The organism is Streptomyces sp. NPDC037054 (genome assembly GCF_055606745.1).
Window position 1 is genome coordinate 338,868 of the sequence record NZ_JBVJSJ010000006.1, and the last position, 15,835, is coordinate 354,702.

Consider the following 15,835-nt stretch of genomic DNA (forward strand, 5'->3'; position numbering starts at 1 on the left):
GCGGGCTCCTCGGGGTGCGGTGCGACGGGACGCAACGTCATTACTGGCGAGTACAGGGAGAACTCTGCACGCGGGAGGCCGCCGCGTCGAGAGGGTGCGACAGGCGGGGCGGCGGCGGGCACGGTTCGAACACCGCGCCGCTGGGGAGCTGTACCTGTCGTCGGCCCCCTGACCGTCACGCACACCCGGCACCCGTCCCCCCCTCGCGACGGACGACCTTACGGAGCAGCCCGCATGCATGACGACCGCACCCTGGTCGAAGCCCGCCTCAGGCGCGTCCTCGACGACCGAGTCCGCCCCGCCGTGTATCCCGAGTCCGTGCCGCTGGACGTGGCGGTGTGGCACGCCCCCGGCGAACCCGTGCCGGTCGCCGAGGGCCTGGCCGCCGTACCCGAGCCGATCACGGTCGGCACCCGCTGGGGCGCCCCGTGGGGCACCAGCTGGTTCACCGTCACCGGGACCGTTCCGAAGGAGTGGGCCGGGAAGACCGTCGAGGCGCTGCTCGACCTCGGCTTCGACGGCAACATGCCAGGCTTCCAGTGCGAGGGCCTCGTCCACCGGCCGGACGGCTCCCCGGTGAAGGGCGTCAACCCGCTCAACCAGTGGGTGCGGGTCGCCGCGCCCGCCGCGGGCGGCGAGGAGGTACGGCTGCACATCGAGGCCGCCTCGAACCCGGTGATCTTCGGCCCGCACCCCTTCCGGCCCACCCCGCTCGGCGACAAGGAGACCGCCGGCGGTGAACCGCAGTACACCCTCACCCGCATGGACCTCGCGGTCTTCGACGAGACGGTGTGGCACCTCGTGACGGATCTGGAGGTGCTCGGCGAGCTGATGGCCGAGCTGCCGGCCGACTCGGCCCGCCGCTGGGAGATCCTGCGCGCCGTGGAACGCGCCCTGGACGCGCTCGACCTCCAGGACGTGGGCGGCACGGCCGCCGAGGCCCGCACCCGCCTCACCGGTGTGCTCTCCTCTCCCGCCGCGCCGTCCGCGCACCGCGTCAGCGCCGTCGGCCACGCCCACATCGACTCGGCGTGGCTGTGGCCGCTGCGCGAGACCGTCCGCAAGGTGGCCCGCACCGCCGCCGGCATGACCGCGCTGCTGGAGGACGAGCCGGACTTCGTCTTCGCCATGTCGCAGGCCCAGCAGTGGGCGTGGGTGCGCGACCACCGGCCCGAGGTGTGGGCGCGGGTGAAGAAGGCCGTCGCCGACGGGCGGTTCGTGCCGGCCGGCGGCATGTGGGTGGAGTCCGACACCAACATGCCCGGCTCCGAGGCCATGGCCCGGCAGTTCGTGCACGGCAAGCGGTTCTTCCTCGACGAGTTCGGCATCGAGAACGACGAGGCGTGGCTGCCCGACACGTTCGGCTTCGCCGCCGGACTGCCGCAGATCATCAGGGCGGCCGGCTCCAGGTACCTGCTGACGCAGAAGATCTCCTGGTCGCAGACCAACCGCTTCCCGCACCACACCTTCCAGTGGGAGGGCATCGACGGCACCCGCGTCTTCACGCACTTCCCGCCCGTCGACACCTACAACTGCGCCATGACCGGCGCCGAAATCGCCCACGCCGCCCGCAACTTCAAGGACAAGGGCGCCGCCCGGCACTCCCTCGCCCCCACCGGCTTCGGCGACGGAGGCGGCGGCACCACCCGCGAGATGGTCGCCAGGGCCGCCCGGCTGCGCGACCTGGAGGGCTCGCCGACCGTCACCTGGGAGACACCCAAGGCGTTCTTCGACAAGGCCGCCGCCGAGTACCCCGACGCTCCCGTCTGGGTCGGCGAGCTCTACCTCGAACTCCACCGCGCCACCCTCACCAGCCAGGCGAAGACCAAGCAGGGCAACCGGCGCTGCGAACACCTGCTGCGCGAGGCGGAGCTGTGGTCGGCCACCGCCGCCGTCCGTACCGGATTCCCTTACCCCTACGAGGAGTTGGACCGCATCTGGAAGACGGTCCTGCTGCACCAGTTCCACGACATCCTGCCCGGCTCGTCCATCGCCTGGGTGCACCGCGAGGCCCGCGCCACGTACGAGAGGATCACCGCCGAGCTGGAGGGCATCGTCGAGGCGGCGCAGGGCGCCCTGGCCGGCGACGGCGGCACGCCCCTGCTGTTCAACTCCGCCCCGCACGCCCGCCACGGCGTCCCGGCGGGCGGCGCGGGACTGGCCGTCGCCGTCGGCGCCCCGACCGCGCTCACCGTGCGCGAGGGCGGCGGACACGTCCTGGACAACGGGCTGCTGCGCGTCGAGATCGACGCCCGGGGCCTGGTCGTCTCCGCCCTCGACATCGTTGCCGACCGCGAGACGGTCGCCCCCGGCGAAGCCGCCAACCTGCTCCAGCTGCACCCCGATCTGCCGAACAAGTGGGACGCCTGGGACGTCGACAAGTTCTACCGCAACACCGTCACCGACCTCACCGACGCCGACGAGGTCACGGCGGGCGACGACGGCGCCTCGGTGCGGATCACGCGGTCCTTCGGCGCGTCCCGCGTCACGCAGGTGCTGTCGCTGGCGGCGGGGGAGCGGCGGCTGGTCGTGGACACGGAGGTCGACTGGCACGAGACGGAGAAGTTCCTCAAACTGGCCTTCCCGCTCGACGTGCACGCCGAACGGTACGCGTCCGAGACGCAGTTCGGGCACGTCTTCCGGCCCACGCACACCAACACCAGCTGGGAGGCGGCCAAGTTCGAGGCGTGCAACCACCGCTTCGTGCACCTGGAGGAACCGGGCTGGGGCGTGGCGGTCGTCAACGACTCGACGTACGGCCACGACGTGACCCGGGCCGTGCGCACCGACGGCGACCGCGGCACGACCACCACCGTCCGGGTGTCCCTGCTGCGGGCGCCGCGCTTCCCGGACCCGGAGACCGACCAGGGCGTGCACCGCTTCCGGCACGCCCTCGTGCCGGGCGCCTCGATCGGCGACGCGGTCCGTGAGGGCTGGCGGATCAACCTGCCGGAACGGCGCCTGACCGGCACGGCCGGGACCGCGCCGCTGGTGACGGCCGACCGGGACGCCGTCGTGGTCACGGCCGTGAAGCTCGCGGACGACGGCAGCGGCGACGTCGTGGTCCGCCTGCACGAGGCGCACGGCGGCCGGGCCCGCGCCACCCTGACGACGGACTTCGACGCCGCCGACGTCCGCGCGACCGACCTGCTGGAGCGCCCCCTGCCGGACTCCGCCGTGCGGCTGGAGGGCGACGGGGTGGAACTGCGCCTGCGCCCCTTCGAGTTGGTGACGCTGCGGTTCCGCAGGGCCGCGTAGGCAGGGGTGGCAGGCGTCGTTCCACGGCCGCGCGCATCGGACTGCGGGAGATGACCGGCGCCGCGAGGCCGCGCCCGGTGGGCAGCCGACGCCTGGGACGGGGAGGAACAATGAAGGGCCGCAGGCTCCGCCCGGAGCCACGGTGACCGGAGACGGCGGATGAGCGGAGCGAACGAGGTGAACGGAGCAACCGGGTCCACGGGAACCGGCGGAGGCGGCACCGACAGCGGATCCGGCGGCGCGGCCGGGCCCGGCCGAGGCGGTGCCGGTGGTGGTGCGGCCGTCGGGCGCCTCGGCCGCAGCCCCGTCCGCGTCAGCCGTCTCGGCTTCGGTGGCGGTGCCATCGGGAACCTCTACGCGCCGCTCACCGACGAGCAGGCGCACGCCGCGCTGGACGCCGCCTGGCGCAACGGCATCCGCTACTTCGACACCGCGCCGCACTACGGACTCGGCCTGTCCGAACGGCGCATCGGAGCCGCCCTCGCCGGCCGGCCCCGCGCCGAGTACACCGTCGGCACCAAGGTCGGCCGCCGCCTGGAGCCCGCCGACGGCACGGGCGACGACCTCGCGAACGGCTTCGCCGTCCCCGCCACGCACCGCCGCGTGTGGGACTTCACCGCCGACGGCATCCGACGCACCCTGGAGGCGAGCCTGGAGCGCCTCGGACTGGACCGCGTCGACGTCGTCCACCTCCACGACCCCGACGACCACGCCGAGGCGGCCTTCCGCGACGGCTACCCCGCGCTGGAGCGGCTGCGCGCCGAGGGCGTCGTCGGCGCGATCGGCGTCGGCATGAACCAGACCGCGATGCTGACCCGCTTCGTCCGCGACACCGACGTCGACGTGGTGCTGTGCGCCAACCGCTACACCCTGCTCGACCACAGCGCCCTCACCGACCTGCTGCCCGCCGCACAGCGGCGCGGCGTCTCCGTGCTGATCGGCGGCGCCTTCAACTCCGGCCTGCTGGCCGACCCGAGACCCGGCGCCACCTACGACTACGCCGCCGCGCCGCCCGTCCTGCTGGACCGCGCCCTGCGCCTGAAGGAGATCGCCGACCGCCACGGCACCACCCTGCGCGCCTGCGCCCTCGCCTTCTGCGCCGCGCACCCGGCCGTCGGCGGCGTTCTCGTGGGCGCCCGCTCGGCGGCCGAGGTCGACGACTGCGCCCAGCAGTTCGCGGCGCCCGTCCCCGCGGCCCTGTGGGCGGAACTGCGCGCGACGGGCCTGCTCCCGCCCGACGCCCCCGTACCGGCCGGGGAGCACCCCGGCTGACCGCCGACGCGCACCACCACGTGCGGGAGTGGCCCGTACGGGACCAGGACCGGCTCACCGGCCCCGAACCGGCCCCGCCGCGCCGCTTCACGCCCCGCCGCGACGACACGGCCGGCGACCGGCACCGAGCGCGCCGCCGTCTTCCAGCAGACCGCCGTACGCGTCCACGGTCTCTGCCCCCTAGCGCCGCGCCGCCCCCGCCAGCCGTGTCGGCGGCAGGTACTCCCGCACGTATGTCCGCTCCCAGCACGCCCCCGTCTCGCGCAGCTCGCGCCAGGTCGTGTACCGGTAGCGGAACAGCCGGGCCCGTACGTGGCGCGGCGGCCGGTCGGGCGGGAACGGGGAGGCGCGCAGCAGCCGCAGCGTGGCCCGGTCGCCCTCCAGCAGCCGCTCCACGAACGTCCCGAACCACGACCCGGCGTAGGCGGGCGAGAGGGCGGCGAACCACATCATCCAGTCCAGCCGCAGATGGTAGGGCGCGAACTGACGCGGCCAGCGCCGCGGATCGCCGGGCTTGCCCCGGAACTCGTACGCGCGCCAGTCCCCGTCCTCGCGCGGCACGTCGTCCCAGGTGCCCTCGACGACCACCTCGTGGCGGACGCGGCTGACACTGCCGAACGCGCCGTAGGTGTTGACGAGGTGCAGCGGGTCGAAGGACCGGTTCATCACCTGGCGCCGCGAGAGCATGTTGCGGACCGGTCGGTAACTGAGGGCCACCAGCCCCGCGGCGACGACCAGGACCAGCACCGCGTACCACAGCGGGGCGCCGCGCACCCGGGCCGGCGCGTCGCCCGGGAACCGCACCGCCGACAGCGCGAGCACGATCGTGATCCAGTTCAGCCACGAGAAGTTCCCGGACAGCACCAGCCACAGCTGGGTGACGATCATCAGGGCGGCGGCGGGCGACGCGACCGGCTGCGGCGTGAACAGCAGGAACGGCACCACGAGCTGCGTGACGTGGTTCGCGGCCACCTCCACGCGGTGCAGCGGCCTCGGCAGGTGGTGGAAGAACCAGCTCAGCGGGCCCGGCATCGGCTGCGTCTCGTGGTGGTGGTCCAGACACGTCAGCTTCCGCCAGCACTCGTCGCCGCGCAGCTTGATCAGACCCGCCCCGAACTCCACGCGGAACAGGATCCAGCGCAGCAGGAACAGCACCACGACCGGCGGCGCCACCTCGTCGTTGCCGAGCAGCACGGCGACGAACCCCACCTCCAGCAGCAGGGACTCCCAGCCGAAGCCGTACCACGTCTGGCCGACGTTCACGATCGACAGGTACAGCGCCCACGGCACCAGCCACAGCAGCATCGCGCCCCACAGCGGCAGCAGTCCGTCGAGGCCGGCGAGGAGCGCCAGCGACACCGCACAGCCCGTCCAGGCGCACCCGGCGAACAGACGGTCGGAATAGCGCCAGTGGAACAGGCTCGGCGCCCGCCGGAACGGCACCCGGGCCACGAACCGCGGGACCGGCAGGAGCCCCCGCTCGCCGATCAGGGCCCGGAACTGCAGGGCGGCCGTCAGGAACGCCACCAGGTACACGGCGGCCAGCGTGCGCTGGAAGACCACCCTGGTCAGCCAGTAGTCCGGTGCGCTGAACCACTCCACGGCCGTCGGCTCCTCCCTTCGGGCCACGCGCGGTGCCACGCGGGCGCGGGCGCCGCGGGACGGGGTCACCCTCCATGTACCACCCCGGTGCTTGCGCAACCCGGGTAGGCAAAGCGGACAATAGGGGGCGAATGTCGATCGGTGTGGTCGCGTTCCCGTGGCTTCCCAGTCGAAGGGTCGGACAAATGCTGGCAAGGTGGGCCCATGGTTGATCGGGGAGCGAGCGCCCTGTCACTCCCGGACGACTGGCCCGCCCACCCGGAGCCGATCCTGGCTCTCAACCGCATGGGCAGCTTCGACTGGGACCTGGACGCGGGGCACTTCCACATGGACGCCCAGGCGCACGAGGTGTTCGACCTGCGCCCCGACGAGTACGACGGCCGACCCGAGAGCCTCGCCGTCCGCGTGCCGCGTACCGAGGGCTACCGCCTCGACGCCATCGTCTCCCGCGCCATGAAGGACGGCAGCGAGAACTACGGCACGTACTTCCGCATCCGCTGCCGCGACGGCTCCCTGCGCTGGACCCACACCCAGGGCTACATCCGGCGCGACGAGACCGGCCGCCCCCGCCGGATCATCGGCATCCTCCGGGACGCCACCCAGGAACTCGACGAACTCGCGACCCGCCACGAGCAGGCCGCCCTGGAGACGGCGCGCCGCCAGCAGACCGGCGTCGTCCAGTTCGCGACGGCCGCGCTCGCCCACGCCCGCACCGTGGACGACATCGTCGACGTCCTCAAGGACAACCACGGCCTCACCCATCTGGGCGCCACCAGCCTCGTCATGGGCCTGGTCGAGGCCGGCCGCATCCGGCTGATCGCCGAGGGCCCGGCCGGCAGCTTCGTCCCGGGCATCGAACTCACCGGGATCGAGGAGCCCTACCCGATGAGCGAGGTCGTGCGCACCCTCTCCCCGCGCTTCATCGAGTCGCCGGAGCAGTTCGCCGAGCGCTACCCGATCCTGTGGCCGCACCTGAGCGATCTGCACGTCACGTCCGCCGCCTACCTCCCGCTGATCGCCCAGGCCCGCCCGATCGGCGCGATGGGCCTGCTCTACAGCGACCGGCACGGCTTCACGCCCGAGGACCGCAACGTCCTCCTCGCCCTCGGCACCGGCATCGCCCAGAGCCTGCAGCGGGCCATGCTCTACGAGCAGGAGATGGACCTCGCCGAGGGCCTTCAGCAGGCCATGCTGCCGCGCACCATTCCCAGCGTCGCGGGCGCCGACGTCGCCGTCCGCTACCGCGCCGCGTCCATCGGCGGCACCCTCGGCCGGGACATCGGCGGCGACTGGTACGACCTGATCCCGCTGCCCGGCGGCCGGGTCGGCGCCGTCATCGGCGACGTCCAGGGCCACGACACGCACGCCGCGTCCGTCATGGGCCAGCTGCGCATCGTGCTGCGCGCCTACGCCGCCGAGGGACACCCACCGGCCACCGTGATGGCCCGCGCATCCGTCTTCCTGCACGAACTCGACACCGACCGCTTCGCGACCTGCCTGTACGCCGAGGCCGACCTCACCACCGGCGTCGTGCAGGTGGTGCGGGCCGGACACCTCGACGCCCTGGTGCGCCGGCCCGACGGGGGCTGCCGCCGCGTCCCCGTCGAGGGTGGCCTGCCGCTCGGCCTGTCCGCCGAGTTCGGCAGCCTCGACTACCCGGTCGGCACCCTGGAACTCGACCCCGGCTGCACCCTGCTGCTGTGCACCGACGGCCTCGTGGAAACGCCCGGCAGCGACCTCGACGACGGCATGCGGACCCTCGCCGACCTCGTCTGCTCGGGCCCGGACGACGTACGCGCCCTCGCCGACCTGCTCATCGACGTCGCCGAGGAACGCGGCGGCGACGACGACGTGGCGCTGCTCCTGCTGCGCCGCCGGGTGCCCGACACCCCGCAGCCGGGCGGCCGGCTCCAGCAGCACGTGGCGCCCGGCGACGCCGAGGCGCTGCACGCCGCCCGGCACATGATCCGCGCCGCCGTGCGCGCCTGGGGCGCCGCCGACCGCGCCGACGAGATCGAACTGACCGCCGACGAGCTGATCACCAACGCGCTCATGCACACCGAGGGCGCCGCGATCGTCACCCTCAGGGTGCTCACCGGCTCCGACCGGCGGCTGCGCGTCGAGGTCGAGGACTCCTCCAGCGCCCTGCCGCGCCGCCGCGACCCGGGCGAGGCGGGCGTGTCCGGACGCGGGCTGCTGCTGGTGGAGCTGCTCTCCGACGTGTGGGGCGTGGAGGCGCGCGGCGGCGGCAAGTGCGTGTGGAGCGAGTTCGTGACGCCGCGGCGGACCTGACCGCTCGCTCCCCGGATGGCACCCTGGACGTATGCCGGAACTCCCCGAGGTCGAGGCGCTCAAGGACTTCCTCACCGAGCACCTCGTCGGCCACGAGATCGTCCGGGTGCTGCCCGTGGCGATCAGCGTCCTGAAGACGTACGACCCGCCGCCCGGCGCCGTCGAGGGCCGCGAGGTCACCGCCGTGCGCCGGTACGGCAAGTTCCTGGACCTCGCCACCGGCGGCGGGCCGCACCTGATCACGCACCTGGCCCGCGCGGGCTGGCTGCACTGGAAGGACCGCCTCCCCGACGCACCGCCCCGCCCCGGCAAGGGCCCCCTCGCGCTGCGCGTCGCCCTGGAGACCGGCGCCGGCTTCGACCTGACCGAGGCCGGCACCCAAAAACGCCTCGCCGTGTACGTCGTCGCCGACCCGGCGGAGGTCGCCGGCATCGCCCGCCTCGGCCCCGACCCGCTCGCCGCCGACTTCGACGAGGCGCGCCTGGCCGGGCTCCTGAAGGACGAGCGCCGGCAGCTCAAGGGCGCCCTGCGCGACCAGAGCCTGATCGCCGGCGTCGGCAACGCCTACAGCGACGAGATTCTGCACGCCGCGAAGATGTCGCCGTTCAAGCTGGCCGCGTCCCTCACCCCCGAGGAGACCACCCGCCTGTACGAGGCGCTGCGCGCCACGCTCACCGACGCCGTCGAACGCTCCCGGGGCGTGGCGGCCGGGCGGCTGAAGGCGGAGAAGAAGAGCGGCCTGCGCGTCCACGGCCGCACCGGCGAGCCCTGCCCGGTGTGCGGCGACACGATCCGCGAGGTGTCTTTCAGCGACTCCTCGCTCCAGTACTGCCCGACCTGCCAGACCGGCGGCAAGCCACTGGCCGACCGCAGGCTGTCCCGTCTGCTCAAGTGACGCGGGGGCCGTCTCCCCGTGAGGCGGGCCGGTGCCCTGCCGCGTTCACCGGCCGGGCGGCGACTGCAGCGTCACCAGGTGCTCCCCGTCCGACGTGCGCACCTCGTACCGTGCGATCTCCTCGGGATGCAGGGCCGCGCCGCCGCGCATGGTGTTGGGGCGGGCGTCGTGCCGCGGGACGTTCCAGCTGGTCACCGTCTCCTCCGAGCCGTCCCGGCCCACCGCGACCAGGCGGCAGACGCGCGGCCCGGCGCCGTCCTTGACGGTCAGCTCCACGTCGCTGCCCCACGCCTCGTCCTCCGAGACGAGCCGCGCCCACACCCCGGACCGCTCGTCGGTCGCCGTGACCCGCACCGGGCCCCGCCCGCCCTCCGCGTGCAACGCCACGGCGGGCCCGGCGAGGGCGAGCACCACGGCGGCGGCCACCGCGTACAGCGTCCGCCGGCGCCCGGCCCTGCGCAGGGCGGTGACGTCGGACAGCAGCCGGTCCAGCAGCCGGGCGCCGGGGCCGGCGAGCGGGGGCACGAAGCGGGGCGTGGCCCGGCGGTAGAGCAGCAACTGGCGTGTGGTCGGCGCGAATTCGGTCACCTGGGCGGTGCAGCTGGGGCACTCCAGGAGGTGGTCTTCAAAACGGAAAGCCTCCGCCTCGTCCAGCACGCCGAGCGCGTACGCGCCGACGTCGCGATGCCTTTCCAGGGACCTCATGCCGAATCCTCGTGCCGTTGGGTGCGGGTGGGGTTGCTCGTTGCTCCCACCGGTACGCACCCGGGACTCGAATCACTCACGCGCGGGCGGAAAACGCGGCCGAGGGATTCGGAGCGGACCGGCCCGCGGATTGGTCCGGTTCCGGAAAACCTGTGCCGGCCGGAGCGGGCCCGCAAGGGGTGCCCGGCGCCCCGGCGCTAGAACAGGTGGATCGCCAGGTGCCCCAGCGGAAGTCCCAGCTGCCAGGCCGGTGTCCACACCTTCGGCCCCTCGTCCTCGCCGGTCACCGGGGCGCCGCCGGGCACCGCGTTGAGGTCCGGCGCGAGCAGCTCGGTCTCCTGGAGCCAGCGCCAGGCGGCCTCGGCCAGCGCGAGGTCCGGCGCGGGGCGGCCCGCGGCGGCGGCGTCGGCGGCGAGATCGGCCAGCCGCTCGCGGACCCACTCCTGCCACGGCTGGTCGTACGCGGTCAGCGACAGCCAGGTCTCCAGCTGGGTGACGACACGGATGCCGGACAGCTCGCCGTCCGTGTCGGACAGGAACACGGTCAGGGCCAGCGCGTCCCGGCCGGCGCGGAACTCGAAGGACGTCGGCGGCATCAGGTCGCCGCTGCGCAGCAGTTCGTCGGCGATGTACTCGGCGTACAACCAGGCCATGGGGACGGTGAGTTCACCGTCCGTGCTCTCTCGACCTCTGTGCTGCATCCCTTCCTGCCTTCCTCCGGTACGTGCGCGTCGCCCGAGCCGGGCCTCGGTCCGGAACACGGATGAGAACAGCCGATTACTCAACCGGGGTCCTCAGCAAGGCGCTTTACGGAGGTTTGACTCAAGCGTCAGTTTCACCGCAGGTCGGTGGCGTAGCCCGGAAGCACCCGGCGCAGGGCGCGCAGCGCGTAATACGCGCGGGACTTCACGGTACCGGGCGGGATGCCCAGGGCTTTCGCGGCTTCCGCCACACTCGCCCCTTGGAAGTACACGAGCACCAGTACGTCACGGTGCTCGGGCGTGAGAGTCTTCACAGCCTTCCGTACGTCGAGGGTCGCCGCGGCCCGCTCGGCGTGGTCGGCGCAGACCCGGGCGTTCTCCAGGACGGCGTCGCCGACCTCGGGCGGCCGGGCCTGCCTGGCGCGGCGCGCGTCGATCGCGAGCCGCCGTCCCACGGTCAGCAGCCAGGGCCGTACGGAGTCGAAGTCGTCGGCGCGCAGGGCCTCCGGGTGCTGCCAGGCACGCACCAGGGTCTCCTGCACCAGGTCCTCGGCGCGCTGCCGGTCGCCGTCGCAGAGCCGGAGCAGCAGCGCGAAGAGGGGCCGGCCGTGCTCGCGCTGCAGCGCGGCGAGCTCGTGCTCGGCGGTCGTCCCGCTCGTCATGGTGGTTCCGGCGTTCATGGCCGTATGGCATCGCAGGGCGTTGCCGGGGGACAGGCCACGCACACGAGTGTGCGGCGGACGGTCGATCGCGTCGATGAACGGTACGACGAACGGTCGGTGACGCCGGGTCCGCACGCCGGACGGCCTAAAACGCGTGTCGGAGCCACTCAGCACCCCATGCGGATTCTTACCTGTTTATCCGCAAATACGACTACAGCGGGGTGAGTGATGATCGCACGCAGACGGCAGGTGGCCCTCGCGCTGACGGCGCTCCTGGTCGCGGGAGCGGCCTGCCAGGCCGACCGGCACGAACCGCCCGGCAGCCCGGCCCCGAGCGCGTCGGACTCCGGCCGCGGCTTCACGCTGGTCGCGTCCGGCGACGTCCTCCCGCACAGCAACATCATCGAGCGGGCGCGCTTCGACGCGGGCGGCAAGGGCTACGACTTCGCCCCGATGCTCGCCGGCATCCGGCCCGTCGTCTCCCGCGCCGACCTCGCCCTGTGCCACATGGAGACCGTGTACGGCGCGGACGGCGACTACACCGGCTACCCGCTGTTCAAGTCCCCGCCCGAGGTGGCGCGCGGCCTCGCCGCCACCGGATACGACGGCTGCTCAACCGCCTCCAACCACACCCTCGACGACGGCGCCGACGGCATCCGCCGCACCCTCGACGCCTTCGACCGGGCCGGCCTGCGCCACGCCGGCTCCGCGCGCACCGAGGCCGAGTCCCGCACCCCCACGATCCTGCGCGCGGGCGAGGCGTCCGTCGCCCACCTCGCCTACACCTACGGCACGAACGGCCTCCCGCTGCCCGCGGACCGGCCCTGGGCGGTCAACCTGATCGACGAGGGCCGCATTCTGGCGGACGCGCGGGCCGCCCGGCGCGCGGGCGCCGACGTGGTCGTCGTGTCCCTGCACTGGGGCACCGAGTGGCAGGACGCCCCCGACCGGCAGCAGCTCACGCTGGCCCGCACCCTCACCGCGTCCCGCACCGGGGGCCGCCCCGACATCGACCTGATCCTCGGCACCCACGCCCACGTCCCGCAGGCGTACGAGAAGGTCAACGGAACCTGGGTGGTCTACGGCATGGGCGACCAGATCGCCGGCCGCATGGTCAACCCGGCGGGCCTCAAGGACCCGCGCGGCAACGAGTCCACCGTCGGCCGCTTCACCTTCGCCCCGCCCGCCGGGCCCGGCGGCCGCTGGAAGGTGACGCGGGCCGAGTTCGTACCGCAGTGGTTCGACGTCGACGCCGGGCGCGTCGTGAACCTCAACGAGGCCCTCGCCCGGGGCGCCGAGGTCCGGGCCGTACGCGACCGCATCCGCGACATCACCCTCAGCCGCGGCGCGGCGAGCGACGGCCTGACGATGGGCCACTGACCCGGGCGGGGCCGGTCGGAGGGCCGGACCGTACGCGGGCTCAGCGCCGCGCCAGCGCCGAGCGGCGGTAGGAGTAGCCGAAATAGATCACGAGCCCGAGCGCGAACCACACCGCGAAGCGGGCCCAGGTCTGCCACTGGAGGAACGTGATCAGCCAGATCGAGAACACCACGCCCAGCGCCGGCACGAACGGCATCCACGGCGTGCGGAACGTGCGCGGCAGGTCCGGCTGCCGGTAGCGCAGCACGATCACCGCCACGCACACCACCACGAACGCCAGCAGGATGCCGATGTTGGTCAGTTCGGCCGCCTCGCCGATCGGCAGGAACCCGGCGATGGCGGCCGACGCGAACCCCACGATCCAGGTGACCCGCGTCGGCACGTGCCGCGTCGGATGCGTCTTCGCGAACCACGCCGGCAGCAGCCCGTCCCGCGACATCGCGAACCACACCCGCGTGACGCCGAGCATGAACGTGAACATCACCGTGAGGATGCCGATGATCGCGCCCACCGCGATCACGTCCGCGAGGCCGCTCAGGCCCACCGACTTGAACGCGGTCGAGAAGCCGCTCTCCTTGTCGATGTCCGAGTAGTGCTGCATGCCCGTCAGCACCAGGCAGGCCGCCACGTACAGCACCATCGAGATCGCGAGGGAGTACAGGATCGCCTTCGGCATGTGCCGCTGCGCGTCCTTGGACTCCTCGGCCGCCGTCGACATCGCGTCGTACCCGAACACCGCGAAGAACACCGTCGCCGCACCCGTGAACGCCCCGCCGACCCCGTACGGGAAGAACGGGTCGTAGTTCGCCGTGTCGATGTGGAAGACGCCGACCGCGATGACCAGCAGCACCACCAGCACCTTCAGCACCACCACGGCCGTCTCGAAGCGGGCCGCGTTCTTGATGCCGAGGTTCAGCAGGTACGCGATCAGCAGGCACAGCAGCGCCGCGAACAGGTCCACGCGGTGCCCGTCGCCGGTGCCGGGCGCGCCCAGCATCCAGTCCGGCAGGTCGGCACCCATCTCGCCGACCAGGAAGCTGAAGTAGCCGGAAATGCCGATCGCGACCACCGCGACGATCGCCGTGTACTCCAGCAGCAGGTCCCAGCCGATGAACCAGCCCGCCAGCTCGCCCAGCACCGCGTAGCCGTAGGTGTACGCCGAACCCGCCTTCGGGATCATGCCCGCGAACTCGGCGTACGACAGGGCCGCCGCCGCGCTCGCCACGCCCGCCACGAGGAACGACAGCAGGACCGCCGGCCCCGCCGTGCCGTTGGCGACCGTGCCGGCCAGCGTGAAGATGCCCGCGCCGATGATGCCGCCGACACCGATCGCCGTGAGCTGCCACAGCCCGAGCGACCGCTCCAGCCGGGTGCCCTCGCCGACTTCCGTCTCCTCGATGTGTTCGATGGGTTTGCGGCGGAGAACGCCCTCACCCGATCGGAGCCCGGCCATGCGCCTCACCTCTTCGCGATCGGCAATCGGCTGACGGCGGATCATGATGGCTCAGCGCCGGGTCCGAGGAAAGACGCCACGCACGGCGCACGGCAGGCCCCGTGCGGGGCACCCGGGCAGGCCTCGCGCCGCGGGCCCCGTCTACGGAACCACCGTCACCGGCCAGCGCCCCGCCCTCACCAGCCGCACCGCGACCGATCCGACGATCCGGTGGCCCGCCTGCTCCGAGGCGCCCACCACGACGGCGTCCGCCTTCAGTTCGTCGGCCGCCTTCACCAGACCGTGGTATGGGTCGCCGCGGAACGTGTGGAACTCCCAGCGCACGTCGAACGTCCCCCTGACCCGCTCGGTGGCCTCCCGGATGTGCGCCACCAGGTCCTCGGCTGTCCCGTTCGTCGTGTCCGCGACCGGCGCGCCGAGCGCGGCACCCGCCGCCATGACCGGCTGCACGTACACGACCGCGAGCAGCGCCCGCTGCCGCCTGGCCAGACCGCCCGCGTACGCCGCGGCCCGCAGCGACGATTCGGAGCCGTCCACGCCGACGACGATCACCTTCGGTCCGTCCGTGCCCCGTTCGAACCCGCGGGAATGCTGTTCCGTCACACGGCCGAGGCTATCGCCGGACCCCGGCCGCGGGCCCCGGCGGGCGCCGCCCACCCGGCCCACACCCGCGCCGCGCGGTGTGGGCCGGGCGAGTGGAATCGTGCCGCCGCACCGGTGTCACCGGCGAGCGTCGGTGCCGCACCGGGCGACTGATGAGTCATGAAGAAGGATCAGTTGCTCACGCGACGCCGGGCGTTGCTCGCCGGCGCCGGCGCTCTCGGGGCGGCCGGCACCGCCGGCGTGTTCGCTGCGGTCACCGGGAGCGAGCCGGCGCCCCCCGCACCCGCCCCGGGCCCCCGGGCGCGGCGCCCGCTCAAGTCCTCCGCCTACCGACTCCAGCCCCTGGCCGGCTACGGACCGCAGCGCACCGCGCCCGGCCGCACCCCCGTGCGGCGCGCGCCCCTGCTGCGCGTGTCCGGACGCGGCCGCACCCTCGTGCTGACCTTCGACGACGGGCCCGACCCCCGCTACACCCCCGACATCCTCGACACCCTGGCCGAACACGAGGTGCGGGCCATGTTCTTCGTGTGCGGCGAGATGGCCGACGCGCACCGGGGCCTGGTGTCCCGCATGGCCGACGAGGGGCACGTCGTCGGCAACCACACCTGGTCCCACCCGCTGCTGACCCGGCTGACCCGCTCCGCGATCCGCTCCCAGATGGAACGCACCAGCGACGTCATCGAGGAGACGTACGGGGAACGCCCCCAGTGGTTCCGCGCGCCCTACGGCGCCTGGAACCGGGCCGCCTTCCAGATCGGCGCCGACCTCGGCATGGAACCGCTCGCCTGGACCGTGGACACCCTCGACTGGACCACGCCCGGCGCCCACCGCATCGCCCGCCGGGTCGAGAACGGCGCCGCCCCCGGCGTCGTGGTGCTCTCGCACGACGCCGGGGGCGACCGCTCCCAGAGCGTGAAGGCGCTGCGCGCCTACCTTCCCGGACTGCTCGAATCCGGCTACCACGTCACCGTGCCCCGCCGGCAGTTCGCCTGACGGGGCGCGCCCGCCCGGC

General features: G+C 73.4%; 12 protein-coding genes. 6 read left to right on the forward strand and 6 right to left on the reverse strand.

Annotated features, from left to right (window positions below):
• Positions 1-234: 234 nt before the first annotated feature.
• Both ACZ7D7_RS17165 and ACZ7D7_RS17170 read left to right on the forward strand, forming a co-directional pair.
• Entirely contained in the window at positions 235-3,258 is a 3,024-nt protein-coding gene (locus ACZ7D7_RS17165; protein WP_470825161.1) for an alpha-mannosidase, read from the forward strand.
• A 177-nt stretch (positions 3,259-3,435) separates the two neighbouring features.
• Positions 3,436-4,530 (forward strand): aldo/keto reductase, encoded by a 1,095-nt coding sequence (locus ACZ7D7_RS17170; RefSeq protein ID WP_470825163.1) that lies wholly within the window; start codon positions 3,436-3,438, stop codon positions 4,528-4,530.
• Between the two features lie 180 nt (positions 4,531-4,710).
• Here the strand turns inward: ACZ7D7_RS17170 and ACZ7D7_RS17175 are convergent, their stop codons facing one another.
• Positions 4,711-6,132: a lipase maturation factor family protein gene (locus ACZ7D7_RS17175; protein WP_470825164.1), complete on the reverse strand. Its 1,422-nt coding sequence runs from the start codon at positions 6,130-6,132 to the stop codon at positions 4,711-4,713.
• Between the two features lie 204 nt (positions 6,133-6,336).
• On the opposite strand from ACZ7D7_RS17175, the gene ACZ7D7_RS17180 reads away from it, so the two are divergent.
• Entirely contained in the window at positions 6,337-8,424 is a 2,088-nt protein-coding gene (locus ACZ7D7_RS17180; RefSeq protein WP_470825165.1) for a SpoIIE family protein phosphatase, read from the forward strand.
• Positions 8,425-8,455: 31 nt separating this feature from the next.
• On the forward strand, positions 8,456-9,319 hold the full coding sequence (locus ACZ7D7_RS17185; RefSeq protein ID WP_470825166.1) for an Fpg/Nei family DNA glycosylase: 864 nt from the start codon (positions 8,456-8,458) through the stop codon (positions 9,317-9,319).
• A 45-nt stretch (positions 9,320-9,364) separates the two neighbouring features.
• Here the strand turns inward: ACZ7D7_RS17185 and ACZ7D7_RS17190 are convergent, their stop codons facing one another.
• From ACZ7D7_RS17190 to ACZ7D7_RS17200, 3 genes are all read right to left on the reverse strand, one after another.
• Positions 9,365-10,024, reverse strand: a complete 660-nt coding sequence (locus ACZ7D7_RS17190) for a zf-HC2 domain-containing protein (protein ID WP_470825167.1) — start codon at positions 10,022-10,024, stop codon at positions 9,365-9,367.
• Positions 10,025-10,221: 197 nt separating this feature from the next.
• Entirely contained in the window at positions 10,222-10,725 is a 504-nt protein-coding gene (locus ACZ7D7_RS17195; protein ID WP_470825168.1) for a hypothetical protein, read from the reverse strand.
• A gap of 134 nt (positions 10,726-10,859) precedes the next feature.
• Positions 10,860-11,405 carry a sigma-70 family RNA polymerase sigma factor gene (locus ACZ7D7_RS17200; protein ID WP_470825169.1) on the reverse strand — a complete coding sequence of 182 codons (546 nt, stop codon included), beginning with the start codon at positions 11,403-11,405 and terminating at the stop codon, positions 10,860-10,862.
• A gap of 210 nt (positions 11,406-11,615) precedes the next feature.
• On the opposite strand from ACZ7D7_RS17200, the gene ACZ7D7_RS17205 reads away from it, so the two are divergent.
• Positions 11,616-12,767 (forward strand): CapA family protein, encoded by a 1,152-nt coding sequence (locus ACZ7D7_RS17205; protein ID WP_470825171.1) that lies wholly within the window; start codon positions 11,616-11,618, stop codon positions 12,765-12,767.
• A 40-nt stretch (positions 12,768-12,807) separates the two neighbouring features.
• Here ACZ7D7_RS17205 and ACZ7D7_RS17210 read toward each other — a convergent pair whose 3' ends face one another.
• Positions 12,808-14,220, reverse strand: coding sequence for an amino acid permease (locus ACZ7D7_RS17210; RefSeq protein ID WP_470825172.1), 1,413 nt, complete (start codon positions 14,218-14,220; stop codon positions 12,808-12,810).
• Between the two features lie 141 nt (positions 14,221-14,361).
• Positions 14,362-14,823: a universal stress protein gene (locus ACZ7D7_RS17215; RefSeq protein WP_470825173.1), complete on the reverse strand. Its 462-nt coding sequence runs from the start codon at positions 14,821-14,823 to the stop codon at positions 14,362-14,364.
• Positions 14,824-14,982: 159 nt separating this feature from the next.
• Between ACZ7D7_RS17215 and ACZ7D7_RS17220 the strand changes: the two genes are divergently transcribed.
• Complete coding sequence (locus ACZ7D7_RS17220; RefSeq protein ID WP_470825174.1) at positions 14,983-15,816, forward strand: polysaccharide deacetylase family protein; 834 nt, start codon at positions 14,983-14,985, stop codon at positions 15,814-15,816.
• The last annotated feature ends 19 nt before the right edge of the window (positions 15,817-15,835 follow it).

Excerpts from the sequence above, each read along its gene's own strand:
- ACZ7D7_RS17210 (WP_470825172.1), bottom strand. The coding sequence starts at position 14,220 with ATGGCCGGGCTCCGATCGGGTGAGGGCGTTCTCCGCCGCAAACCCATC.
- ACZ7D7_RS17165 (WP_470825161.1), top strand. The coding sequence starts at position 235 with ATGCATGACGACCGCACCCTGGTCGAAGCCCGCCTCAGGCGCGTCCTC.
- ACZ7D7_RS17195 (WP_470825168.1), bottom strand. The coding sequence starts at position 10,725 with ATGCAGCACAGAGGTCGAGAGAGCACGGACGGTGAACTCACCGTCCCC.
- ACZ7D7_RS17200 (WP_470825169.1), bottom strand. The coding sequence starts at position 11,405 with ATGAACGCCGGAACCACCATGACGAGCGGGACGACCGCCGAGCACGAG.
- ACZ7D7_RS17190 (WP_470825167.1), bottom strand. The coding sequence starts at position 10,024 with ATGAGGTCCCTGGAAAGGCATCGCGACGTCGGCGCGTACGCGCTCGGC.
- ACZ7D7_RS17185 (WP_470825166.1), top strand. The coding sequence starts at position 8,456 with ATGCCGGAACTCCCCGAGGTCGAGGCGCTCAAGGACTTCCTCACCGAG.
- ACZ7D7_RS17180 (WP_470825165.1), top strand. The coding sequence starts at position 6,337 with ATGGTTGATCGGGGAGCGAGCGCCCTGTCACTCCCGGACGACTGGCCC.
- ACZ7D7_RS17220 (WP_470825174.1), top strand. The coding sequence starts at position 14,983 with ATGAAGAAGGATCAGTTGCTCACGCGACGCCGGGCGTTGCTCGCCGGC.
- ACZ7D7_RS17205 (WP_470825171.1), top strand. The coding sequence starts at position 11,616 with ATGATCGCACGCAGACGGCAGGTGGCCCTCGCGCTGACGGCGCTCCTG.